This window comes from Cupriavidus sp. GW822-FHT06G04 (genome assembly GCF_058799075.1).
Genome location: NZ_JBXALD010000005.1, coordinates 349,361 through 373,465 on the forward strand (window position 1 = coordinate 349,361; position 24,105 = coordinate 373,465).

19 protein-coding genes are annotated in these 24,105 nt (G+C 66.3%); 14 read left to right on the plus strand and 5 right to left on the minus strand.

What is annotated here, in order from left to right:
• Positions 1-100: 100 nt before the first annotated feature.
• Positions 101-1,261: an OpgC domain-containing protein gene (locus AC1RKI_RS14430; protein ID WP_150981440.1), complete on the plus strand. Its 1,161-nt coding sequence runs from the start codon at positions 101-103 to the stop codon at positions 1,259-1,261.
• A 24-nt stretch (positions 1,262-1,285) separates the two neighbouring features.
• On the opposite strand, the gene AC1RKI_RS14435 is transcribed toward AC1RKI_RS14430, so the two are convergent.
• Positions 1,286-2,170: a LysR family transcriptional regulator gene (locus AC1RKI_RS14435; protein WP_061957049.1), complete on the minus strand. Its 885-nt coding sequence runs from the start codon at positions 2,168-2,170 to the stop codon at positions 1,286-1,288.
• Positions 2,171-2,313: 143 nt separating this feature from the next.
• Here AC1RKI_RS14435 and AC1RKI_RS14440 point away from each other — a divergent pair, with 143 nt between their 5' ends.
• From AC1RKI_RS14440 to AC1RKI_RS14450, 3 genes are all read left to right on the plus strand, one after another.
• Entirely contained in the window at positions 2,314-3,435 is a 1,122-nt protein-coding gene (locus tag AC1RKI_RS14440; RefSeq protein ID WP_150981442.1) for a muconate/chloromuconate family cycloisomerase, read from the plus strand.
• Positions 3,436-3,476: 41 nt separating this feature from the next.
• Positions 3,477-4,463, plus strand: a complete 987-nt coding sequence (locus tag AC1RKI_RS14445; RefSeq protein ID WP_244788082.1) for a tripartite tricarboxylate transporter substrate binding protein — start codon at positions 3,477-3,479, stop codon at positions 4,461-4,463.
• A gap of 553 nt (positions 4,464-5,016) precedes the next feature.
• Entirely contained in the window at positions 5,017-5,748 is a 732-nt protein-coding gene (locus tag AC1RKI_RS14450; RefSeq protein WP_061957046.1) for a BON domain-containing protein, read from the plus strand.
• 32 nt (positions 5,749-5,780) lie between these two features.
• Here the strand turns inward: AC1RKI_RS14450 and AC1RKI_RS14455 are convergent, their stop codons facing one another.
• The gene (locus AC1RKI_RS14455) at positions 5,781-6,866 is read right to left on the minus strand and encodes a GlxA family transcriptional regulator (RefSeq protein WP_061957062.1); all 1,086 of its coding nucleotides are present in this window, start codon (positions 6,864-6,866) and stop codon (positions 5,781-5,783) included.
• Between the two features lie 95 nt (positions 6,867-6,961).
• Here AC1RKI_RS14455 and AC1RKI_RS14460 point away from each other — a divergent pair, with 95 nt between their 5' ends.
• Positions 6,962-8,230 carry a M20/M25/M40 family metallo-hydrolase gene (locus AC1RKI_RS14460; RefSeq protein WP_227460884.1) on the plus strand — a complete coding sequence of 423 codons (1,269 nt, stop codon included), beginning with the start codon at positions 6,962-6,964 and terminating at the stop codon, positions 8,228-8,230.
• A gap of 114 nt (positions 8,231-8,344) precedes the next feature.
• On the opposite strand, the gene AC1RKI_RS14465 is transcribed toward AC1RKI_RS14460, so the two are convergent.
• Complete coding sequence (locus AC1RKI_RS14465; protein ID WP_061957044.1) at positions 8,345-9,271, minus strand: LysR family transcriptional regulator; 927 nt, start codon at positions 9,269-9,271, stop codon at positions 8,345-8,347.
• A 370-nt stretch (positions 9,272-9,641) separates the two neighbouring features.
• Between AC1RKI_RS14465 and AC1RKI_RS14470 the strand changes: the two genes are divergently transcribed.
• From AC1RKI_RS14470 to AC1RKI_RS14510, 9 genes are all read left to right on the plus strand, one after another.
• Positions 9,642-10,517 carry an alpha/beta hydrolase gene (locus tag AC1RKI_RS14470; RefSeq protein ID WP_061957043.1) on the plus strand — a complete coding sequence of 292 codons (876 nt, stop codon included), beginning with the start codon at positions 9,642-9,644 and terminating at the stop codon, positions 10,515-10,517.
• A 226-nt stretch (positions 10,518-10,743) separates the two neighbouring features.
• Positions 10,744-11,982, plus strand: coding sequence for an efflux RND transporter periplasmic adaptor subunit (locus AC1RKI_RS14475; RefSeq protein ID WP_061957042.1), 1,239 nt, complete (start codon positions 10,744-10,746; stop codon positions 11,980-11,982).
• Between the two features lie 102 nt (positions 11,983-12,084).
• Positions 12,085-15,276: an efflux RND transporter permease subunit gene (locus tag AC1RKI_RS14480; RefSeq protein WP_061957041.1), complete on the plus strand. Its 3,192-nt coding sequence runs from the start codon at positions 12,085-12,087 to the stop codon at positions 15,274-15,276.
• Positions 15,277-15,287: 11 nt separating this feature from the next.
• Positions 15,288-16,772 carry an efflux transporter outer membrane subunit gene (locus AC1RKI_RS14485; RefSeq protein ID WP_251164590.1) on the plus strand — a complete coding sequence of 495 codons (1,485 nt, stop codon included), beginning with the start codon at positions 15,288-15,290 and terminating at the stop codon, positions 16,770-16,772.
• A 123-nt stretch (positions 16,773-16,895) separates the two neighbouring features.
• Positions 16,896-17,303, plus strand: a complete 408-nt coding sequence (locus AC1RKI_RS14490) for a hypothetical protein (protein WP_227460885.1) — start codon at positions 16,896-16,898, stop codon at positions 17,301-17,303.
• Positions 17,304-17,353: 50 nt separating this feature from the next.
• Positions 17,354-17,815 carry a DUF2127 domain-containing protein gene (locus tag AC1RKI_RS14495; protein WP_244788071.1) on the plus strand — a complete coding sequence of 154 codons (462 nt, stop codon included), beginning with the start codon at positions 17,354-17,356 and terminating at the stop codon, positions 17,813-17,815.
• Between the two features lie 113 nt (positions 17,816-17,928).
• Positions 17,929-18,219 carry an antibiotic biosynthesis monooxygenase family protein gene (locus tag AC1RKI_RS14500; protein ID WP_061957038.1) on the plus strand — a complete coding sequence of 97 codons (291 nt, stop codon included), beginning with the start codon at positions 17,929-17,931 and terminating at the stop codon, positions 18,217-18,219.
• Positions 18,220-18,268: 49 nt separating this feature from the next.
• Positions 18,269-18,907 carry a CDP-alcohol phosphatidyltransferase family protein gene (locus tag AC1RKI_RS14505; RefSeq protein ID WP_061957037.1) on the plus strand — a complete coding sequence of 213 codons (639 nt, stop codon included), beginning with the start codon at positions 18,269-18,271 and terminating at the stop codon, positions 18,905-18,907.
• Positions 18,908-19,082: 175 nt separating this feature from the next.
• The gene (locus AC1RKI_RS14510; protein WP_244788069.1) at positions 19,083-20,198 is read left to right on the plus strand and encodes an NADH:flavin oxidoreductase/NADH oxidase; all 1,116 of its coding nucleotides are present in this window, start codon (positions 19,083-19,085) and stop codon (positions 20,196-20,198) included.
• 490 nt (positions 20,199-20,688) lie between these two features.
• On the opposite strand, the gene AC1RKI_RS14515 is transcribed toward AC1RKI_RS14510, so the two are convergent.
• Together AC1RKI_RS14515 and AC1RKI_RS14520 are read right to left on the minus strand one after the other, a co-directional pair.
• Complete coding sequence (locus AC1RKI_RS14515; protein WP_061957035.1) at positions 20,689-22,140, minus strand: aldehyde dehydrogenase family protein; 1,452 nt, start codon at positions 22,138-22,140, stop codon at positions 20,689-20,691.
• Positions 22,141-22,290: 150 nt separating this feature from the next.
• A complete protein-coding gene (locus AC1RKI_RS14520; protein WP_490714186.1) occupies positions 22,291-24,105 on the minus strand; it encodes an ATP-binding response regulator in 1,815 nt (604 codons plus the stop codon).

Consider the following 24,105-nt stretch of genomic DNA (forward strand, 5'->3'; position numbering starts at 1 on the left):
CATAGCCATACAAGGTAAACCCTGATAGCACGGTAAAATTCGTCCCCATTGAGTTGCCGCGCGGCTGTCTCGCCGCGGGCACCGTTTGGGATGTACGCCAGTGAACGCAGTGAACAATAACCAGCGGCGCACCGAGGTCGATCTGATTCGCGGCATCGCGCTGCTTTTCATCGTGGTCGATCACGTCAACGGCAGTGTGTTGGCCGACTACACGATCCGCAATTTCCAACTGTTCGACGCCGCCGAGGTGTTCGTGTTTCTGGCCGGCTATTCGGCCGGCGCGGCCTATCTGGCGATGGAAGCGCGCGACGGCGCCAGCGCCGCGCGCAAACGTCTGCGCCGCCGCAGCTGGGAGATCTACCAGGCCTTCGTGCTGACTGGCGTGCTGATGCTGCTGTTCGGTCTGGTGCTGGCGTTATGCAAGGTGCCCGCGCCGGCCGTGCGCGCCACCGAAGCGCCCGACTTCATGGCGCAGCCGCTGGCCACGCTGCTGCAGGTGATCGGCCTGGTGCGTCAGCCGTTCGTCTCCGACGTGTTGCCGATGTACGCGGTGTTTATCGGCCTGGCCCCGCTGTCGATCCGCTGGGCGCGCGCACAGCCATTGGCCTTCGCGTGCGCGAGCGTGGCGTTGTGGATCATGTCGCCCACGCTGCTGCCGTTGCTGCCCAGCAGCGAACCGCGCGGCTGGAGCTTCAATCCGTTCGCCTGGCAGTTGATGTTCGGCATGGGTCTGCTGGCGCGCCTGCGGCCCGATTTCGTGCTGCCCCAGCAGGCCATCGTGCGCCGCGCGTTCACCATCGGAGCGCTGGTGGTGGCGTTGCTGTGCATGGCGGCGGCCTATCTGTGGATGCGCCCGCATCTGTACGAGGCGTGGCTGCCGGCATGGCTGCCGTCGATGGTGTTTCCGCTGCCCAAGCAGAGTTTGGCCGCGCTGCGCGTGGTCAGCTTCCTGGGGCTGGCGTGGCTGGTCTATCTGGCGATCCGCGCGGGGTGGGTCGAATGGCTGGCGCGCTTCATGGGGCCGGTGGTCCAGATCGGACGCCACAGCCTGTTCTGCTTTGTGCTCGGCGCCGTGGTGTCGGTTGGCATCGAAGGGTTGACCTACGGCTTCGCCGGCGGACGGCCCGCGCGGCCCGTGGCGCTTGGCGGCGACATTGTCGCGGTGGCGCTGCTGCTGGTGGTGGGCGGCTGGTACGGCCGCCGCAAGGAAGCGCGCCGGATCGCTGCCAAATCGAGGCCGGCGTCGGCGCAGGCGGCGTAGGGCGGCATTAGGGCGGCCGATGCGTCAGCCCTGCGCGCCGCGCGCCCTGACCCAGGCGATGGCGCGCTTCAAGTGCGCGGACGTGTCCCCGGCGCGATAGCTCATGATCACCGGCGATCCGAAGCCAGGGGCGTCGATCGGCACGTAGCGCACATCGTCGCGGTGCAGCCGCTGCACCGATGCCGGCACCAGCGTGATGCCGAGCCCCGCTGCCACAAGCCCCAAGGCGGTCTGCAATTCATTGGCCTCCTGCACCACACGCGGCTGCAGGCCCTGCGCGCGGAACAGCGACAGCACATGATCGGCGTAGCTGGGACGCGGCCGCGCCGGGTACAGGATCAGCGGCTGGCGCGCCAACGCAGCGGCGTCGAGCGGCGCGCCGGGCACGGGCGTCGCGGCCGGTATTGCGGCCACCAGCGTCTCGGCCATCACCACCTGCTGCACGATCGCCGGATCGTGGAACGCGAGTCGGCCAAACGCGAGGTCGATGCGGCCCGATTTCAGCGCCTCCAGTTGCTGCACGGTGATCATTTCCGTAAGGCCCACTTCCACCTGGCTGTCGTCGCCGCGCAATTCGCGAATCAGCTCCGGCAACACGCCATACAGCACCGACGGCACGAATCCGATGCCGAACCAGCGCTTTTCGTTCCGCCCGATGCGACGGGTGCCCTCAAGCGTTTCTTCGAGCCGCTGGGTCAGCTGCAACGACTGTTCCAGCAGGAACCGGCCTGCCTCCGTCAGCTTCAGCCCGCGTCCGACGCGATCGAACAGCGCCACGCCCACTTCGTCTTCGAACTGGCGGATCTGGCGCGACAGCGGCGGCTGTGCCATATGCAGCTTTTCTGCCGCGCGCGTCACATTGAGTTCCTGGGCGACGGTCTGGAAGTAGCGAAGGTGGCGGAGTTCCATGGCGGGTTTTCAGCAGTGTGCGAAAAAGCGTGGCGACGATCCAGGCATACCCAACGGGTATGAATTCAGACATCTTCGGTCTTGGACGCACGTCTAGTCAAGGTACATACTCGTTCCACGATATGTCTTTGCATGGAAAAGGTATGACAGCAACGATTTCGGCCATCGAGGCCATCCTGGTCGATCTGCCGACGATCCGGGCCCACCAGCTGGCCATGGCCACGATGCAGCAGCAGACGCTGGTGATCGTGCGGCTGCGCTGCAGCGACGGCGTGGAGGGCATCGGCGAGGCCACGACGATCGGCGGGTTGTCGTACGGCGACGAAAGCCCCGAAGGCATCAAGCTGACCATCGACACCTATCTGGCGCCGGCGCTGGTGGGGCAGGACGCGACCAACGTGCACGGGGCGATGGCGCGCCTGAACAAGGTGGCGCGCGGCAATCGCTTCGCCAAGTCCGCGCTGGAATCGGCCATGCTCGATGCGCAGGGCAAGCGGCTCAACGTACCGCTGGCGACACTGCTGGGCGGCGCCGTGCGCGACACGCTGCCCGTGTTGTGGACGCTTGCCAGTGGCGACACCGGGCGCGATATCGAAGAGGCGGAGCGCTTTCTTGCGGAACGCCGCCACAACACGTTCAAGCTCAAGATCGGCCGCCGCGCCGTGCGCGACGACGTGGCGCACGTGTCGGCCATCAAGCGCGCGCTCGGCGATCGCGCGCGCGTGACCGTCGATGTCAATCAGGCATGGAACGAGGCCGAGGCCGCCACGGGTATCGCTATGCTCGAAGCCGCCGGCATCGACCTGATCGAGCAGCCCACGCCGCGCGAGCACCGCGCCGCGCTGGCGCGCCTGGCCGCGCGGTTCGTGGTGCCGATCATGGCCGACGAAGCGGTGACCGGCCCGGAAGACGCGATGGAACTGGCGCGCCTGGGCGCGGCCGACGTGTTTGCGCTGAAGATCGCCAAGTCGGGCGGCATTTTCGGCATGCTGCGCACTGCGGCCGTCGGCGATGCCGCCGGAATCGCGCTGTATGGCGGCACGATGCTCGAGGGCGCGGTGGGCACGATTGCCGCCGCGCACGGCTTCTGCACGCTGCCGCAACTGGCCTGGGGCACCGAACTGTTCGGCCCGCTGCTGGTGAAGGACGACATCGTCGTCGCGCGGCCCACGTACAAGGATTTCGCGTTGCATCTGCCGCAAGGCCCCGGGCTGGGGCTGGCCATCGACGAAGACAAGCTCGCGCACTACCGCCGCGCCGCCTGACACTCGCACCGAATTCGTAAAAAACAGGAATGGAGACAAAGATGTCCTTGCTGCAATGGTCGGCGCGTGTGCCGGCTGCCCTCGCGTTGTCCGCATCGCTGCTGTTCGCCGCTGCGCCGGCCCACGCCGCGTATCCCGATCATCCGATCCGCTGGGTGGTGCCGTTCCCCGCGGGCGGTGCGATGGACAATATCGCGCGCACGCTCGGCGAAGAGATGTCACGGACGCTGGGACAGGCCATCGTGGTGGAAAACCGTCCCGGCGCGGGCGGCAACATCGGCGCAGAAATGGTCGCGCGCGCGCCGGCCGACGGTTACACGCTGATCATCGTGGCCAACGGCATGGCCGTGAATCCGGCGCTGTACGGCAAGCTCAGCTACGACCCGGTCAAGGATTTCGCGCCGGTCTCGCTGTTGGCCGTAGTTCCCAACGTGCTGGTGGCCAACAAGGCCAAGAACCCGGCGCGGACCGTGGCCGACGTGATCGCCGCGGCCAAGGCCAAGCCGGGCAAGTACACGTATGCGTCGGCGGGCAACGGCACATCGATCCATCTGGCCGGCGAACTGTTCACGTCGATGGCCCATGTGGATCTGCTGCATATCCCGTACAAGGGGTCGGGCCCGGCCATGACCGACCTGCTGGGCGGACAGGTCGATTACATGTTCGACAGCATCACGTCGGCTAAGCCGCATATCGACAGCGGCAAGCTGACGCCGATCGCGGTGACGACCAGCAAGCGGTCCTCGGCGCTGCCCAATGTGCCGACCATGGCCGAAGCCGGTGTGCCCGGTTACGAGTTGTCGCCGTGGTTTGCGGCCTTCGTGCCGGCCAGGACGCCGCAACCCGTGGTCGACACGCTCAACAAGGCGATGGTCGAGGCGCTGAAAAAGCCCGCAGTGCAGCAGCGGCTGGCGGGCATCGGCGCCGAACCGATCGGCAGCACACCCGCGCAACTGAAAGAGCACCTGGCGCGCGAAACCGCCAAGTGGGGCGCACTGATCCGCGAGCGCGGCATCCACGCCGACTGATCCGCGTGAATCGCTGTGCGGGGCGGCGCTGCACGTCGCCCCCTCGCGCGATGCCGCGCTGGCGCGCGGTCAGTCGCGCGGCACGGGGCTGCCGGGCGGGCAAGCCCCGTCGCGCACGCACGAGGCGTGATCGGCGTCTCGCAGCGCGGGATGGTTCAGGTAGGTCCAACGTGCGGCCATGATGACGACAGCAAGAAATACGAGGAAATACCCGACTAAGGAAACTGTAATCATTGTGCTGACCTCGGTTGTTCCGGCTCTGTTGGCCGCTGGCCGGTCAGTATCGTTGGCAACGGATGCGGCTGACACCCTCTATCGGTAGGGCCTACGCATCACCCGTTCGGGGGGTGCGCAAATCAATGAGGCACGGATGCGACGGCGCCAAACGCGCGTTCGGCAACACGGCCCGACGCCATTCCGGCCCTGCCGGTGGCTATCGGCACGCGCATTCCTATAATGCCTAGGCGGTATGGCAGCGCCACGCCGCGCCATGCGTGCCTGCGGGCAGAGGCGCGCTTCCACTCATCTCCACGTCAAATGGGGAGACCACATCATGCTGAGTAACGAAGCGGTCCTGACGCAGGCGCGTGCCGCGTTGGCACGTGTGCCATATCAGGGCCACGCACTGCATCCCACGATTCACCTGAGGCTATCCGACGGCGCACTGATTCTGGAAGGCGATGTCGCCGATATTGTCGACAAGACGCGCGCGGTGGCCCAACTGCGCCGCGTGGAAGGCGTGAGCACCGTGATCGATCATCTGCGAATTTCCAATGGCGGCCCCGCCGTGGGCGACGGCGATCTGCGCGCGGCGGTGTGCGAGCGTCTGCTCAATGCGATCGATTTCCGCAACTGCAAACTCTGTGCAAAGGTGAAAGGGCAGCTCGAGGCGGTGCGCGAGGCGGTGGGCGAACGCAGCGGATGGATCGAGGTGGCCGTTCATGACGGCACCGTGATGCTCAGCGGGCAGGTGATCAGCCTGTCGCATATGCGGCTGGCCGGTGTGCTGGCATGGTGGTCGCGCGGCTGTCGCTGCGTGGTGAACGACATCGTGGTGGCGCCCGCCGAGGCCGACAGCGACGACGAATTGAACGAGGCGATCCGGCTGGTGCTGGAAACCGATCCGTTCGTCGATCACGCGCGCATCCGCGTGCGTACCGAAGGGCGCGTGGTCACGCTCGATGGCTACGCATCGAGCGACGGCGCGCGCCGACAGGTCGAACGCGACGTGTGGTACGTGCTCGGCGTGGAAAACGTCATCAACCACATCGCGTTGAGCAGCTAGCGGCGCGCAAACACCACCGCCGTGCGCGGCGGCTAGACGCCGTCCCGGGCGTCCGCTGCGCGCGCGGCGTGGTCTTCCATGCGCCAGTAGCGGCGGCGCGTGCGCAACGCGAACCGCTGACGGTATTCCGACATCGACATCTGCATGGCCCGCGCGAACAGCCGACGGAAAGCGGCGGCATCGCTGTAGCCGCACGCTTCGGCAATCGACTGCGTGCCATGCAGCGTGACTTCCAGCAGCATGCGCGCGCGTTCCACGCGCAGCATGTGCAGGTAGTCGAGCGGTGTGCGGCCCGTCACCTGGCGGAAATGACGCAGCAGCGTGCGTTCGCTGACGGCCGCCGCCTCGGCCACCGCGCGCAGGCGATAGGGCTCACCCACATGAGCCTGCAGCCAGCCGATGGCGCGATACACCGGGCTGTCCGCGGTTTTGCCCAGCCAGCGTTGCGACACCAGTTCCGGCATCCATTGCTGCCGTTCGTGCTGATGCAGCAGCAGTCGCGCCACGGTTTGCGCCAGATCGGGATCGTGCAGATGGCCCAGCACGCGCAGCATGAATTCGGTCTGCAATGCCGGCGCCACGCAGTGAAACACGCGCCCGTGCACGCCGATCGGTTCGTCCGAGGAAAGATCGCATGCGGGAAAGCGCTGGGCGAACCAGCTCTGCAACATCCACGGCGCGCCGCAGCGCGCACCGTCGAGAAGTCCCAGCATCAGCGGAAACACCATGCCCGTATAGGTCGATGCAATCCAGCCGCCGGATTCCGCGTGGCGCATCATCAGCCGCTGCGCCGCTGTCTCGGCGGCGGCAATCTCGCCCAGGTGCGGCGCGCTCGTCGCCATCAGCGCGGGCACCACCATCAGCACCTGCGCATCGCGCGCAACCGCACGCCGCGGTCCGGCCGGCATCAGTCCCGGCAGCGGCGTGGGCAGCCTGCGCCCGTTGGCGCCGACGATCTCCCAGGTCAGGCGGGCCGGTGCATCGGGCCGCTGCAACCGGGCCACGCCCGCCGCGGTGCGCAGCACATCGACGGCGCCAAATAGCGGGCCGGGCATGGCGTTGGGCAGCCACAGCAATCTGACGTGAAGCGGCGACGCCGGTGCGGACATGGCGGACATGGTGGCGGGATTGGCATTTGGATTGGCGATATTGAACCTCCACGCGATATACCGCAAGCGATACATTGGAGGGCCTTACAAGATCAGGAGACAACATGCCGCACCCCCTTCGCCGCCTTGCCCTCGCCGCCGCCGCCGCGCTCACGCTGGCTGGCCATGCCGCCCTGGCTGCCGCCCCCGGCGCGCCCGATGCCGCGCTGCTGGACGCCGCGCGCGCCGCCCAGCCGGCGGTCGTGCAATCGCTCAAGGACATGGTGTCGATCGAATCGGGCAGCGCCAACATCGAAGGGCTGACGCGCATGGCCGACTACACGTCGCGCCGCCTGCAGGCGCTGGGCGCGAAAGTGGAGCGCCTGCCGATGAAGACCAGCGCGGCGCCGATGGTCAAGGCGACGCTGACCGGCACCGGCAAGCGCAAGATCATGCTGATCGGCCATATGGACACGGTCTATCCGGCAGGCATTCTCGCTACGCAGCCGCTGCGCGAGGACGGCAACCGGCTGTACGGCCCGGGCATCGCGGACGACAAGGGCGGGCTCGCGGTGATCCTCCACTCGCTGGAGATCCTCAAGGCGCAGGGCTGGAAGGACTATGCGCAGATCACGGTGCTGTTGAACCCCGATGAGGAAATCGGCTCGGGTGGGTCGGGCGATACCATCGCCGCGCTGGCCGCGCAGCACGATGTGGTGCTGTCATGCGAGCCCAACGTGGCCAAGTCGGTGGCGAAGTCGGAATCGCTGCTGCTGGCCGCGGCCGGCACGGCCACGGCGACCATGCAGGTGAAGGGCCGCGCGTCGCACGCGGGCGCCGCGCCGGAACTCGGCCGCAATGCGTTGCTGGAACTGGCCTACCAGATGCAGCAGACGCGCGACGTGGCCAGCACCGTGCCGGGCGCGCAAATGAACTGGACGCAGGCCAAGACCACCGGTCCGTTGAATCAGATCCCGGAAAGCGCGAGCGCCGTCGGCGATGTCCGCGTGACGGCGCCGGGCGCCGCGCAGAAGCTGCAGGCCGCGCTGCAGGAAAAGGTCGCCTCAGGCCATCTGATTCCCGATACGCAGACCTCGGTGGCGATGGAAGAAGGGCGTCCGGCCTATGTGGCCGACGCGCGCTCCAAGCAACTGGCGGCGCGTGCGCAGCAGATCTACGCGGAACTCGACAATCGTTCGCTGATCCTGATTCCGGGCACCGGCGGCGGCACCGATGCGGGCTATGCGGGGCAATCGGGCAAGGCGGTGGTGCTGGAAAGCTTCGGCCTGTCCGGCTTCGGCTATCACGCGCGCGACGAATATGTCGAACTCGATTCGATCGTGCCGCGCCTGTACTTGATGACGCGCCTGCTGCAGGACATCGGCAAGCAGTGAGCGGGCGCGGAGGCCGTCTGCTGCAACGGCAGGCGGCCTCCGGTCCGGCGTTTTCCGCAATTTTTTGCGCAGCGCTTTCGGCTCTGGTTCCGCTGTCCTTGCGCGTGCTGACAGTCAGGCCGCCAGTTGCTGCGGCGCGGTGCCGAAATGCGGATGCCGCGAAAAGATCTCCGCGGCCCAGTTCACGAACACGCGCACCTTGGCCGACAAATGCCGATTCTGCGGATACATCGCCGAGATCGGCAGTTCTTCGGTTTGCCAGTCGGTCATGACTTCCACCAGCCGGCCGCTATGGATGTAGGGCTCGGCCATTGCGCGCGAGATGCGGGCGATGCCATGGCCTTCCAGTGCGCAACCTAGATAGACATCGGCGTCGTTGGTGGAAATCACCGATGGCAGCAGCACTTCCGTGCGCTCGCCGCCGCGGATCAGCGGCCACGGCGTTTCGCGTCCGGTACGGTTGGACAGGAAGTTGATGGCCTTGTGCTGGGCCAGCTCCGTCAGGTCGTTGGGCGTGCCGAAGCGCCGCAGGTAGATCGGCGATGCATAGAACGCCAGGCGCACCTGGCCGATGCGCCGCGCCACCATCGATTCATCGAGCGCGCCCACGCGCAGCACCACATCGACACCTTCCTTGAGCAGATCGATCGGCTTGCCGTTGATGGTCAGCTCGAGTTTCAGTTCGGGATAGGCGTTGACGAAGTCATGCAGCTGCGGCAACAACACGAGCTGCGCCAGCCCGCTCGTGGTGTCGACCGCCAGCGTGCCGCGCGGCGAGTTGTTGTGGCGCGTGAGCGATTGCTCCGCCTCCTCCACGTCCGCAAGAATGCGCACGCAGCGCTCGTAATAGGCGGCGCCGTCCGTGGTCACGCTGATGCGCCGCGTGGTCCGGTGCAGCAGCTTGACGCCCAGGTGCGTTTCCAGATTCTGGATCAAACGGGTGAGCGTGGCCTTGGGCAGGTCCAGGGACTCCGCGGCGCGCGCAAAACTGCCGACATCCACCACCCGAGTGAATGCCTGCATTGAGACAAGACGATCCATGATGTTGCTTTCGAAAGGAGTAAGACCGGGGCTACGTTCCGAAGGATTGTCTGGCGGGACTGGGTCCGCTGCATGTCAAGTGCGCGGCCTGGCTTTGCTGCCGGCGGTCCGCCAGTGGCGGCCGGAGCGGGGACGGGTGGAGTGTGGGGGCGCCGGCGTTTGCGCTGTTTCCCCAAGTGCGCAGATGCCGAAGGACCGGAGTGAATCACATTTCCGCTATCCATTTCAAGCGGTGTGGTTTCACTTCGCCGATTATTCCAACCCAGAAACAGTGCGTTGGCAATAGCTCGCTTTATCCCACCGTTGTCAATCACCATAATTCGCTGCATCGCAATACATCATAGACGGCCTTGACGGTCGCCCCGAGACCATGACAAAGACCACGAATCCCCGTAGTTCCGCCGCACCGTCGGCCGCAGAACAGGGCGAAGCGTACGTGGTGCAGCACGTGGTGCAAAGCGGCGAGCGCGAAATCAAGGTGTGCGTGTGTTACCCCGCAGGTTATTGGCCGGTTGCCGCTGGTACGCCATTGTTGCCGTGGCTGGTCTATCTGCATGCGGGCGGTTTTGTCGATGGCGGCGTGGAAGCGGCCAAGGAGCTGGCGCGGGATCTGGCGGAGTCGGTCCCGGCCGTGGTGGTGACCCCGGGCTACTCGCTGGCCCCGGAAAACCCGTTCCCGGCGGCGCCCGAAGATGCGGTCAATACCGTGGTGTGGGCGTTGAAGCAGGCCAAGAAGCTGAAGATCGAGAAACTGCGCTTTGCGCTGGTCGGCGAAGAAGCCGGCGGCAATCTGGCGATCGCCACCGCGCAGATGTTGCGCGACCGCGGTTTGCCGCAGCCCGCGGGGCAGTGGCTGATTCGGCCGGTGACCGATCCGTGCCTGCAGCATGCGTCCACCACGGGCCAGGTGCCGATGGAAATGTTGCAACGCCTGGCGTGCAACTATCGCGACTATCTGCCGACGCCGGCAGCGAGCGTGCATCCGTATGCGGCGCCGGCTTTGGCCTCGCGGCTGGCGGGCCTGCCGCCCACGCTGGTGCAGGTGGCCGAACGCGACGCGCTGCGCGCCGAGGGCGAAGCCTTTGCTGCAAAACTGGTCAAGGCGGGCATCCCGTCGAAGACCCTGATCATGCCCGGCGCCTGCGGCGACGGGGTGGAACAGTCCCATGAGATGTGTCAGGCATGGGTCAAAGAGGGCGCGCGGTTCCTGCGCGAAAGTTTCGCGAACACCGACGACGCCTCGTAATCCGGTCCGAACGCCGGCCGCTACCGGGCATGCATTGACGGTAACGGATTCTCCAGCCAGCGCCCTTTGAGGCTGGCCGCTGTAGTGGCATAGCCCCGTCCATCCCGGACGGGACGAACCCTTGCATTTCCCCGTTTTCCGGCCTTTTGCGCCGGCGGGAAGCGTTCGGCCCGGAATTTTGCTTTTCCAGTTGAAGAAACCCGACGAAAACACGGAGTGAAGAAAGATGAACGACAAGTCTCGACGCACGCTGATCGCCTTTGCCATCGTGGCAATCCTTGGGGCGGGCGTGGCAACCTCGGTATTGCGCCCCTGGCACGGCGGGGAAGCGCAGGCCACCACGCCGCCGCCGGCCGCGGCCGTGGAAGTGGCATCGGCAGTGGGCCAGACCATCACCGAATGGGATGAATTCTCGGGCCGCATCGAAGCGGTGGATCGCGTGGAAATCCGGCCGCGCGTTTCCGGCACGATCGAAACCGTGCATTTCCGCGAAGGATCGATCGTGAAGAAGGGCGATCCGCTGTTCACCATCGATCCGCGTCCGTACGCGGCCGAAGTGGCGCGCGCCGAGGCGGCGCTGGCGGCCGCGCAGGTGCGCGCATCGCACGCCCAGTCCGAAAAGGCGCGGGCGCAGCGGCTGCTCGACGACAACGCGATTTCGCGTCGCGAATTCGACGAGCGGATCAACACCGCCAGCGAGACCGTGGCCGACGTGCGCGGCGCGCAGGCCGCGCTGGAAGTGGCCAAGCTGAACCTGGGCTACACGCGCATCGTCGCGCCGGTCTCGGGCAAGGTGTCGCGCGCCGAAATCACCGTGGGCAACCTGGTGGCAGCGGGCGCGGCGTCGCCGCCGCTGACCACCGTGGTATCGGTCTCGCCGGTGTACGCCAGCTTCGACGTCGACGAACAAAGCTATCTGCGCTACACGGCGCCGGGCGCGGGCGGCGGCAAGAACGACTTGCCGGTGTTCCTGGGACTGGCCAACGAGGACGGCAATCCGCACAAGGGCAAGATCCATTCGATCGACAACCGGCTCGATACGCGCAGCGGCACGATCCGCGTGCGCGCGGTGTTCGACAACGAGGACGGGCGCCTGCTGCCAGGGCTGTACGCCAAGGTCAAGCTCGGCGGCGGATCGCCGCACCCGGCGGTGCTGATCAACGATCGCGCCATCGGCACCGACCAGGGCAAGAAGTACGTGCTGGTGGTGGACAAGGCCAACAAGCTCGGCTATCGCGAAGTCGAACTCGGGCCGACGTACGATGGCCTGCGCGTGATCCGCAAGGGTCTGCAGCCGGGCGAGAACATCGTCGTGAATGGCCTGATGCGCGTACGCCCCGGCGATACCGTTGCACCGAAGCCCGTGTCGATGGCATATCGCAGCGAACTTGAGCCACGCGGCAACACGCCGGACCGCAAGCAGGCCGCGGACGACGTGAAAGCCGACAAGGCCAAGGTCAGCTAAGCGCCGCGCCCTCACAGACAGAACAGCCATCCTTCCCCCTGCATTTGCCTATGGCGTCCGCTTCGGCGGACCGCCAGGGGGAGCGCTTTCGCCGAGACCAAGATGAATCTCTCGAAATTCTTTATCGATCGCCCCATTTTCGCGGGCGTGCTGTCGGTGCTGATCTTCCTGATCGGCGCCATCTCGATGTTCAAGTTACCGATCTCGGAGTACCCGGAAGTGGTACCGCCGTCGGTGGTGGTGCGCGCGCAGTTTCCGGGCGCCAACCCGAAGGTGATCGCCGAGACCGTGGCCACGCCGCTGGAGGAGCAGATCAACGGCGTCGAGGACATGCTGTACATGAACTCGCAGGCCAACAGCGACGGCACGCTGACGCTGACGGTGACCTTCAAGCTGGGCACGGACCCTGACAAGGCGCAGCAGCTGGTGCAGAACCGCGTCTCGCAGGCCGAGCCGCGCCTGCCCGAAGACGTGCGCCGCCTGGGCATCACCACGGTCAAGAGCTCGCCGGACCTGACCATGGTGGTCCACCTGGTCTCGCCGAACAATCGCTATGACATGACGTATCTGCGCAACTATGCGCTGATCAACGTGAAGGATCGCCTCGCGCGTATCCAGGGCGTGGGCCAGGTGCAGATGTTCGGCTCGGGCGATTACTCGATGCGCGTGTGGCTCAATCCGGACAAGATCGCCGAACGCCAGCTGGCGGCCTCCGACGTGGTGCGGGCAATCCGCGAGCAGAACGTTCAGGTGGCGGCCGGCGTGATCGGCCAGTCGCCGTCGCTGCCGGGCACCGACCTGCAACTGTCGGTCAATGCGCAGGGCCGCCTGCAGAGCGTCGAGGAGTTTGGCGACATCATCGTCAAGACTTCGCCCGATGGCGTGGTGACGTACCTGAAGGACATCGCGCGCATCGAGCTGGGCGCATCGGAATACGCACTGCGTTCGCTGCTGGACAACAAGTCCGCCGTGGCGCTGCCGATTTTCCAGGCGCCGGGTTCAAACGCGATCCAGATCTCGGACGACGTGCGCAAGACCATGGCCGAGCTCAAGCAGAACATGCCCGAAGGCGTGGACTACAGCATCGTCTATGACCCGACGCAGTTCGTGCGCCACAGCATCGAGGCGGTGACGCATACGCTGTTCGAGGCCATCGCGCTGGTGGTGCTGGTGGTGATCCTGTTCCTGCAGACCTGGCGCGCGTCGATCATCCCGCTGCTGGCCGTGCCGGTGTCGATCGTCGGCACGTTCGGCCTGATGCATGCGTTCGGCTTCTCGATCAATGCGCTGAGCCTGTTCGGGCTGGTGCTGGCAATCGGTATCGTGGTGGACGACGCGATCGTGGTGGTCGAAAACGTCGAGCGCAACATCGAGGAAGGGCTCTCGCCGAAGGAAGCCACCTACAAGGCGATGCGCGAAGTGAGCGGTCCGATCATCGCTATCGCGCTGACGCTGATCGCCGTGTTCGTGCCGCTGGCGTTCATGACGGGCCTGACCGGCCAGTTCTACAAGCAGTTTGCGCTGACCATCTCGATCTCGACGATCATCTCGGCGTTCAACTCGCTGACGCTGTCGCCGGCACTGTCCGCGCTGCTGCTCAAGGGCCACGATGCACCGAAGGACTGGCTCACGCGCGGCATGGATCGCGTGTTCGGCAAGTTTTTCGCGCGTTTCAACCGTTTCTTCGGCCGCAGCTCCGAAAGCTATGGCCGTGGCGTGACGGGCGTGATCCGTCGCAAGGGCTCGGTGTTCGGCGTCTACGCTGTGATGCTGGTGGCCACCTGGGGCGTGTTCCAGATGGTGCCCAAGGGCTTTGTGCCGGCGCAGGACAAGCAGTACCTGGTGAGCTTTGCCAAGCTGCCTGACGGTGCCACGCTGGACCGCACCGAGGACGTGATCCGCCGCATGTCCGAGATCGCCCTCAAGCATCCGGGCGTGGAATCGGCCGTGGCGTTCCCGGGCCTGTCGATCAACGGTTTCACCAACAGCCCGAGCGCCGGCATCGTGTTCGCCACGCTCAAGCCGTTCGACGAGCGCAAGAGCAAGGAGCTGTCGGGCAATGCGATCGCCGCGGACCTGAACAAGCAGTATGCGTCGATCCAGGACGCGTTCATCGCCGTGTTCCCGCCGCCGCCTGTCCAGGGCCTGGGCACCATCGGCGGGTTCAAGATGATGATCGAGGACCGTGCCGCACTGGGCTACGACGCGCTGTTCGATGCGACCAACGCATTCATGACCAAGGCGCGCGCCACGCCCGAACTGGCTGGCATCTTCAGCAACTACCAGGTCAACGTGCCGCAGCTCGACGTGCAGCTCGATCGCACCAAGGCCAAGCAGCTTGGCGTGCCGGTGACCGACGTGTTCGAGACGCTGCAGACGTACCTCGGCTCGGCCTATGTGAACGACTTCAACAAGTTCGGCCGTACGTATCAGGTGAAGGTGCAGGCCGATGCGCAGTTCCGTCAGCACGCGGAAGACATCCTGCAGCTGAAGGCGCGCAGCGCCAGTGGCGAAATGGTGCCGCTGTCGTCGCTGGTGCGGGTCAAGCAAAGCTTCGGTCCGGACAGCGTGATCCGCTACAACGGCTTTACCGCCGCGGACATGAACGGCGGCCCGGCGCCCGGCTTCTCGTCGGGACAGGCGCAGGCCGCTGCCGAACGGATCGCTGCCGAGACGCTGCCCAAGGGCATCGGCTTCGAATGGACCGAGCTGACCTATCAGGACATCCTGGCCGGTAATGCGGGTGTGTGGATCTTCCCGCTGTGCGTGCTGCTGGTGTTCCTGGTGCTGGCCGCCCAGTACGAGAGCCTGACGCTGCCGCTGGCCGTGATCCTGATCGTGCCGCTGAGCCTGCTGGCCGCGATGACCGGCGTGTGGCTGACGCGCGGCGACAACAACATCTTCACGCAGATCGGCTTCATCGTGCTGGTCGGGTTGTCCGCGAAGAACGCGATCCTGATCGTGGAATTTGCGCGCGAGCTGGAACATCACGGGCGCACCGTGGTGCAGGCCGCGATCGAAGCCAGCCGCCTGCGTCTGCGCCCGATCCTGATGACGTCGTTCGCGTTCATCATGGGTGTGGTGCCGCTGGTGGTGTCCACGGGCGCCGGCGCCGAGATGCGTCATGCGATGGGCGTGGCGGTGTTTGCCGGGATGCTGGGCGTGACGTTCTTCGGCCTGTTCCTGACGCCGGTGTTCTACGTCGCGCTGCGCCTGCTGGCCACGCGCAAGCAGCGCCGCGAGGTGTTGTCCGGCGACGCATCGACCACGCACGCCGTGCCGTCCGCAGAATGATGGTGAAAGACATGAATAACAACGTGATGAAGCAATATCTGCCCAGGCTTGCAACGTTGGCTGCCGCGCTGGTGCTGGCGGGCTGCTCGCTGGCGCCGACCTACAAGGTGCCCGACACGCCCACCGCATCGACCTTCAAGGAAGCCGACGCCGCCGCTGCCGAGGGCGCGCAATGGAAGACCGCCACGCCGGCCGAGGGCCAGCATCGCGGCGACTGGTGGAAGGTGTTCGGCGATGCCGATCTGGACCGCCTGATCGAAGCGGCCAACGCGCATAACCAGGACCTCGCCGCCGCCGCGGCGCGGCTGAAGCAGGCGCGCGCGTTCACCGGCGCCACCGAGGCCGACCTCTATCCGCAACTGAGCGTGGGCCTGGACCCGACGCGCACCCAGCCTTCGGCCGCATCGCAGGGCCTGCCCGACGGCTCGCGCGTGCCGGCGCAGACCGTGCTGAAGGCGCGCGCGTTTGCCAGCTACGAGCTCGACCTGTTCGGGCGCGTGGCCAGCAACGTCAACGCGGCGCGCGCCGAAGAGAAGGGCGCCGAGGACCTGTATCGCTCGGTGCAGCTTGCGCTGCAGGCGGACACCGCACAGGCGTATTTCGCGCTGCGCACGCTCGATAGCGACCGCGAACTGCTCAACGCCACGATCAAGCTGCGCGAGGACGCGCTGTCGCTGCTGCGCAAGCGCTACGACGCGGGCGAGACCACCGATCTCGATCCGGCCCGTGCCGAAGCGGAGCTCGGCACCGCGCGCGCCGATCTGGCGGGCATCGAGCGGCGTCGCGCCAATCAGGAACATGCGCTGGCGGTACTCACCGGCGTGGCGCCGTCGCAGTTCACGCTGGCGGCCAGGCCGTTCGACACCGCGCCGGTGGCGGTGCCGGCCGGGCTGCCGTCCGAACTGCTGGAGCGTCGCCCCGATATCGCCGCGGCCGAGCGCCAGATGGCCGCTGCCAATGCGCGCATTGGCGTGGCCAAGGCGGCGTTCTTCCCGCGCATTTCGCTGACGGCGCTGTTCGGCTTTGAATCGGCGGACCTGTCGAACCTGTTCAAGTGGTCTTCGCGCACGTGGATGCTGGGGCCGCTGGTTGGCACCACGATTGCGCAGACCGTGTTCGACGGTGGGCGCAACAGCTCGAACCTGGCAGGCGCGCGCGCCGCGCACGAGGAAACCGTGGCGCGCTACCAGCAGACCGTGCTGGTGGCGTTCCGCGAAGTCGAGGACAGCCTGGCCGATGTGCGCTGGCTCAGCCAGCAGGGCGCGGCGCTCGACAGTGCGCTGGCCGGCGCCCGACGCGCCCAGCGCATCTCGCGCAGCCGCTACGACGCCGGCGCGGTCGATTACCTGACCGTGATCGACGCCGACCGCACGGTGCTGCAATCGCAGCGCGACGCCAATGCGGTGGCCGGGCTGCGTGCGGCGGCTACCGTCTCGCTGGTGCGCAGCCTGGGCGGCGGCTGGGGTCCGCTGCCGGAGAACGTGGCAAAGAACTGACGTCCCCCTCACGCAGGCGCGTCGCTCACGCGCCTGCACGGCGAGCCGCCAAACTCCCCTGGCGCGTTGCTTCCAGAGACCTACACTGGATGCATCGCGCCAGTTTCATTTTGGGGGGCTGACATGCGCACGAGATCCGCGATGGGCGTTGCGGCGACCTTGCTCGCCGTCCTCGGCGCCGTGTTGCCCCCAACTTCGGTGGCGCAGCCAAGTACCGTCGGCTCGATCGCCGTGGGCGGCTCCACACGCGTGAACGGACCGTTGACCGTGAATGGTGCGCTGAGCGTCGGTGGCCACGTCTATGCCAATGGCCCGATTACCGCGGCATGGTTTGGCACGCCGGGGCGCGGTTATCCGCCGCCGCCCGAACGCTCGCTGCTCAAGGTGTTTCACGGCCCGCTGACCGTGCAAGGATCGATGGTGGTGCACGGCGATCTGCATGTCGAGGGGCCATTGACTGTCAACGGCCCGCTCGAAGCGGCCGGCGGCATCGACGCAAGCGGCCCGATGGTGGAGCGCCAGGCACGCTGATGTAGCACAATGGCGGCTTCGTCGACTACCTCGAGTTCTTCGATTCCGCCATGGCTCATGCCAGTTCGCCACTGGGCCTCAAGAGTATTGCCCTGTTCGAAGCCGCCAAGGGCGTGCTCGTGATTCTTGCCGGGCTCGGTTTGATGGCACTGCTGCACAGCGATGCGCAGGCGTTTGCCGAAGCCATCGTCGGGCGCTTTCACCTGAATCCGGCTAGCCACTATCCGAAGGTATTCCTGGCGCTGTTCGCGCATCCTTCCGACGGCCGCCTGTGGGCGATCGGCGGGTCGGCCGCGGTCTATGCGCTGATGCGCTTTGCCGAAGCGTATGGCCTATGGCGGGGCCGCGCGTGGGGCAACTGGCTCGGCGTGTGGTCGGGTGGCATCTATATTCCGGTGGAACTGTACGAAGCCGTGCGGCATCCCACCGCCATCCATATCGGGTTGGCGATCGCCAACGCGCTGGTGGTGCTGTACCTCGTGCAAAGCCTGGCGCGGCACAAGGTGAACTAGTCCCCGCATTTCCGAGCTGGTCAAATCTGCTAAGGTAGAACGCGTCGCGGCGCGCACGGTGGTGCGCCGCTTTGTCAGACAGGCACCGATATCAACCGCCATAGAGACCCATCATGATTCACGAAATTGCACAGATCACGATCAAGCCCGGCATGGAGGCGCAGTTCGAGGCTGGCGTGACCCAGGCCAAGCCGCTGTTCCTGCGTTCGCGCGGCTGTCACGGGGTGAACCTGCAGCGCTCGATCGAACAGCCGTCGCAGTACACGCTGGTGGTGGCCTGGGAAACCGTGGAAGACCATATGGTTCACTTCCGTGAATCGGATGAATTCCAGGAATGGCGCAAGCTGGTCAGCGACTGCTTTGCTGCCGCGCCGGCCGTGCATCACGTCAACACGGTGCTTTGATTAACGCGGGCGCCCCGCTGCGGGCGCCCAGGCACAAGGAGCCTGAGGCATGTCCACGCCCCACCCGCGCCCCCGCCATTTCTCGATGCTGCGCGATCTGCAACTGGCGGATTTCTTCACGCTGGCCAATGCGGCGTGCGGCATGGGTTCGGTGTTCTACGCGATGTACTTCGTGGCGGACCCTTCGCTCAAGCTTTTCTACATTGCCGCGGCACTGGCGCCCGCCGCATTCATCTTCGATGTGCTGGACGGGCGTATCGCGCGCTGGCGTCACCAGCATTCCGCACTGGGACGCGAACTCGATTCGCTGTCCGACATCATCTCGTTCGGCGTCGGACCGGCCACGCTGGCCTTCGCGGCCGGCATGCGCGGCGGCTGGGATCTGGCCGCGCTGATCTATTTCGTCTGCTGCGGCGTGAGCCGCCTGGCGCGCTTCAACGTCACGGCAGAAAGCCTGGCTGGCGATTCCGCGTCCGGCAAGGTCAAGTATTTCGAGGGCACGCCGATTCCCACCAGTGTCGTGCTGACCGGCGTGCTGGCATGGTGCGCGTCGCATGGGCGCATTGGCGATGCACTGCCCGGCGGTGTACTCGAGATTGGCCCCGCGATATTGCATCCGCTGGCGCTGCTGTTCGTGCTGAGCGGCTCGCTGATGATTTCAAAGACGCTGCGGATTCCGAAATTCTGAGCGCCTGGCGCGCATCGCCGCGCGCCATCGGCGGGATATTCCACACCAGGGGCAGGGTCAGCGCGGTTTGCCAGCCGCGACTACAATCGACTGACCCATATTCGGCCGGCCGCCGCGGCGCCCAGCGGGCGGTGCGGGTCATTGAAACCCCACAAGCGACAGAAGGAATATCCCCATGCCTCATCTCTTCGATCCATACCGGATCGGCAACCTCGAGCTAGCCAATCGCATCGCCATCGCGCCGATGTGCCAGTACTCGGCGCAAGAGGGCTCGGCTACCGATTGGCACATGATCCATCTGGGCCATATGGCGCTGTCCGGCGCTGGCCTGCTGATCATCGAAGCGACGGCCGTATCGCCGGAAGGGCGCATCACGGCCGCCGACCTCGGGCTGTACAACGACGCCAACGAAGCCGCGCTGGGGCGCGTGCTCGATGCGGTGCGCAGGTATTCGCCGATCGCCGTGGCGATGCAGCTCGGGCATGCGGGACGCAAGGCATCGAGCCAGGCGCCGTGGGAAGGCGGCGCGCAGATTCGTCCCGACCAGCCGTCCGGTTGGCAAACCGTGGCGCCGTCCGACGTGCCACATGCACCTGGCGAAGCCCCGCCCATCGCGCTGGACAAGGCGGGTATGAAGAAGATTCGCGATGACTTTGCCGCGGCGGCCAGGCGTGCGGCGCGTCTCGGTATCGAAGGCATCGAAGTGCATGGCGCGCACGGCTATCTGCTTCATCAATTTCTTTCGCCGATTGCCAATCATCGCACCGACGAATACGGCGGCAGCCTGGAAAACCGCATGCGTTTTCCGCTCGAAGTGTTCGATGCGGTGCGCGAGGCGTTTCCCGCGGAGCGGCCGGTGTGGATGCGCGTGTCGGCCACTGACTGGGTGCCCAACGGCTGGGACATCGACGGCACGCTCGCGTTGTCGCATGCATTGAAGGCGCGCGGTTGCGCCGCCGTGCATGTCAGCACGGGTGGCGTCTCGCCGCAGCAGGCCATCAAGATCGGTCCCGGTTACCAGGTGCCTTACGCGCAGCGCGTCAAGGCCGAAGTGGGGCTGCCGACGCTGGCGGTCGGGCTGATCACCGAAGCCGAGCAGGCCGAGGCCATCATCAGCAACAACGAGGCCGACGTGATTTCGATTGCGCGTGCGATGCTGTACGACCCGCGCTGGCCCTGGCACGCCGCCGCCAAGCTCGGCGCACAGGTCGATGCGCCGAAGCAGTACTGGCGCTCGCAGCCGCGCGGGCTCGAACACCTGTTTCGCGATGCGCATTTCGGGCAGCGCTGATCGCATCGGGCAAAACTCTCCTTGACACGACCGTTCGCGCGCGGCGGTGCCGCCGCGACGGCGATATCGCAACGCAGCATTGAAGCAGCCGCTGAAAACGAAGGGATTACCATGATTGTCGCGTCCCGTTGATGGCGCGACCATCGCCGCAATAGATTGCAGTGGGCAGTACCTCGGGCGCCCCAAACCAGTCCGCCCGTCATCACAGAAGTAGTCGAAGAACGCACTCTGGGAGACATCCATGCAAGTCTATGACGGCCTCGTTTTCGGTTGCGCAATGATATTGGTGTGCATGTACGCATACCTGGGCGTGCAGTCGCAAAGCCTTGCGCTGAAATACGTGTCGCCCGCCGTGGTCGGCGCGCTGGCGCTGATCTATGCGCTGCTGCCGATGCGCATGATCGGCTGAGCCGCGCGCCATCCGCGCGGCGCGCAAAAAATCCGCTCGCGCGCGATACGCGAGCGGTTGCGTGCGCTGTCGCGCGCCGCGTCAGCGCAGCGACAGCCAGATCGCCTTCGGCTCTGTGAAGTTCTCGATCGCGGCGTCGCCGTGCTCGCGGCCCAGGCCCGAATCTCCCGCGCCGCCCCACGGCAGGCGCACATCGGTATAGCCATAGGTGTTGATCCACACGGTGCCGGCGCGCAATTCACCGGCCACCTTGTGCACGCGCGCGATGTCCGCGCTCCACACACCGGCCGCCAGGCTGAATGCGGTGCCGTTGGCAATGCGCACCGCATCGGCCTCGTCGTCGAACGGAATCACGCTGGCCACCGGTCCGAAGATCTCTTCCTGCGAAATCCGCATCTCGTGTTCGACGTTGGCGAACACCGTGGGCTCCACGAAGAAGCCGCGCTCGCCGATGCGCTTGCCGCCCGTCACGGCGCTGGCGCCTTCCTTGTTGCCGATATCGACATAGTCGAGCACGGTCTTCATTTGCGCGGCCGATACGAGCGGACCCATGGTGGTGTCCGGGGCCGCCGGGTCGCCCACGCGAATCGCGCGGGCGCGCGCCGCCAGGCGCTCCACGACTTCGTCGTACACCTGCCGTTGCGCAAGGATGCGCGATCCGGCCGAGCACACCTGTCCCGCATTGAAGAAGATGCCTGACGCCGCCGCGCGCGTGGCGGCGTCGATATTTGCATCGGCAAAGATCACGTTGGCCGATTTGCCGCCCAGCTCCAGCGTCACCCGTTTGAAATTGGCCGCGGCGCCTTGCATGATGCCGCGCCCCACGCCGGGCGATCCGGTGAAGGTGACCTTGTCGATGCCCGGATGCGCGACGATGGCGTTGCCCACCACGCTCCCCTTGCCGGTCACCACATTGAATACGCCGGGCGGCACGCCAGCCTGCAATGCCAGCTCGGCCACGCGCAGCGCCGACAGCGGCGTGATCTCGGCGGGCTTGACGATCAGCGTGCAGCCGCAGGCCAGCGCCGGCGCGATCTTCCACATGCCGATCATCAACGGGAAATTCCACGGCACGATGGCGCCGACCACGCCCACCGGCTCGCGCACCGTATAGGTCAGCGCATCGGGACGGGCGGGAATCACGCTGCCGTGGATCTTGTCGCACCAGCCGGCGTAGTAGCGCACCGTGTCGATCACGGCTGGCAAGTCCTGCCGGCGCACGGCGGCCAGCGGCTTGCCGGCATCCTGGCTTTCCAGCGTCACCAGCTCTTCCGCGTGATCCTCCAGCAGATCCGCAAAGCGGTTCAGGATGCGCGCGCGATCGGCCGCGCGCATTCCGGCCCAGCCCTTGAGCGCGGCGCGCGCCGCGCGCACCGCGGTATCCACGTCGGCCTCGCTGCCCTGCGCTACCAGCGCGAGCGGCGCTTCGGTCGCCGGATTGATGTCGGTGGTATAGGCGCCGGTGCCGGGCGGCACGCGCTGGCCGTCGATCAGCAGATCGTGCTTCGGCAAGTCTGATGGGGATGCGGACATGGGAAGGCTCCTCGCCTGGGTCTGAAAGACGTGCGTGTTGGCCGTGCAGGATTGGCTCGCTTTGTCTTGCAGTGTGGTGGCGGTGTCTACCTAAGTCCAATTAATAGGAATGATCCATTCATACAATTTCTGCATGAATAGCGGTTGGCCTTATTGTTCGGCGGCGTGCCATTCGCTGTTGCGCATCAGATGGCTGATCGCGGCGCGCAGGTCGGCCGGGACGACCGGCTTGTGCAGCAGCGCGGTGCCAGCGGCATGGGCATGACGCAGGCGGTCTGCGGCGGTGTCGCCGGTGATGACGATGGCGGGCACCGGCTGCCCCAGGCGCCGGCGGATCGCCTCGATCGCCGCATGGCCGGTGCGGTGCCCGCGCAGCCGATAGTCGGCCAGGATCAGGTCTGGCGTGAAGCCGTGGTCCAGCATCGCCAGCGCATCATCCTCGGACTCGGCCACGCGGCATACGCAATTCCACACCGCCAAAAGCTCGGCCATCGCTTCGCGGATCGCCGCATCGTCGTCGATCACCAAGACGCGCCAGCCGTCCATGCGGATCGGCGTGCCAGCCTGCGCGATCTCTTCGGGCTGCTGCCACGCCAGCGGCAGGCGCAGCCGGAACACCGAGCCGCGCTCGGGCACGGAAGCCAGCGTCACCTGCGTCTGCATCGTGCGCGCCAGCCCATCGACGATGGCCAGCCCCAGGCCCAGGCCCTTGCGCTGGTCGCGTTCGGGATTGCCGAGCTGGTGGAATTCGCGAAAGATCGCCTGGTGCTGTGCGGCGGGGATGCCGATGCCGGTATCCCAGACTTCCACGCGCGCCTGCATCCGCCAGCGCCGGCATGCCACCAGCACGCCGCCCGAGGTGGTGTAGCGGATCGCGTTGGCAATCAGGTTGCGCAGAATCAGCTCGACCAGCGTCGGATCGGCATACAGCGTGGCCGTGGTGTCGCGCGTGCGATAGACCAGTCCACGCGCGTTGGCCTGCGGCGCGAATTCGTTTTCCAGCTTGTGCAGCAACGGCTGCAGCCGGAACGGCCGCGGGCGCGATGTCACCACGCCGGCTTCGAGCTTGGAAAAATCGAGCAGCGTGTTAAGCATTTCACGCGCCGCATCGGACGACGCCTCGATGTGGTCCAGCAACTGGCGCTGGTGCGCATCCAGCGGCGTGCGGCCCAGCGACACCAGAAACAGCCCCAGCGCGTGCAGCGGCTGGCGCAGGTCATGGCTGGCCGACGCCAGGAAGACCGATTTCGCACGGTTGGCTTCCTCGGCCTCGCGCTGGGCGCGGCCCGCGCGCGCGGTTTGATCGCGCAACTGCGAGATCAGCTCGACGTTTTCGAATCGCAACGCGATCGAATGCCGCGCCACGCGCGCATAGTTGCGCGCAAACACGATCAGCACGAACAGATAAAGCGGGGTGCCCAGGAACATCGGCAGATAGGCGACGTCGCGCGTGAGCAGGAACACGGCCCACACCGGCAGGATGGCCGGAAGGAAGAAGCCCACCGCGACAGGCAGGCAGGCCGAGAACACCGCCAGCGCGGCGGCGCTCATCCCGGCGATCAGCGACAGCACGCAGATCACCTCCGCAGGCGAACGGATGTCCAGATACAGCCAGCCCGCCAACCCCCACAGGCTGCCGATCAGCACCAGCACGGCAGTCATGGTGCGCGCATAGGCGCCGCAGCGCGCCTCGGTCAGGCGATCGAACACCGCGAGTCTGCCGATATGCGCCAGCGCGCACAGCACGGCCATCGCCGCGGCCCACGGCAGCGCGCCAGGATGACCGCCGGTCAACGCCAGCCCCGCGCCGAGGATGATCGCCGCGAGCGAACAGCCGAGCATCGCCATGCCGAAACTTTGGTCGATCAGCTCCATCTGCGCGGACAGCAGGCGCGGTTCGTCGTAGCGCGGCAGCAGCGCAGCCAGTCCGTGCAGGAAGCGGCCAGCGAGCGGTGGCAGCGCCAT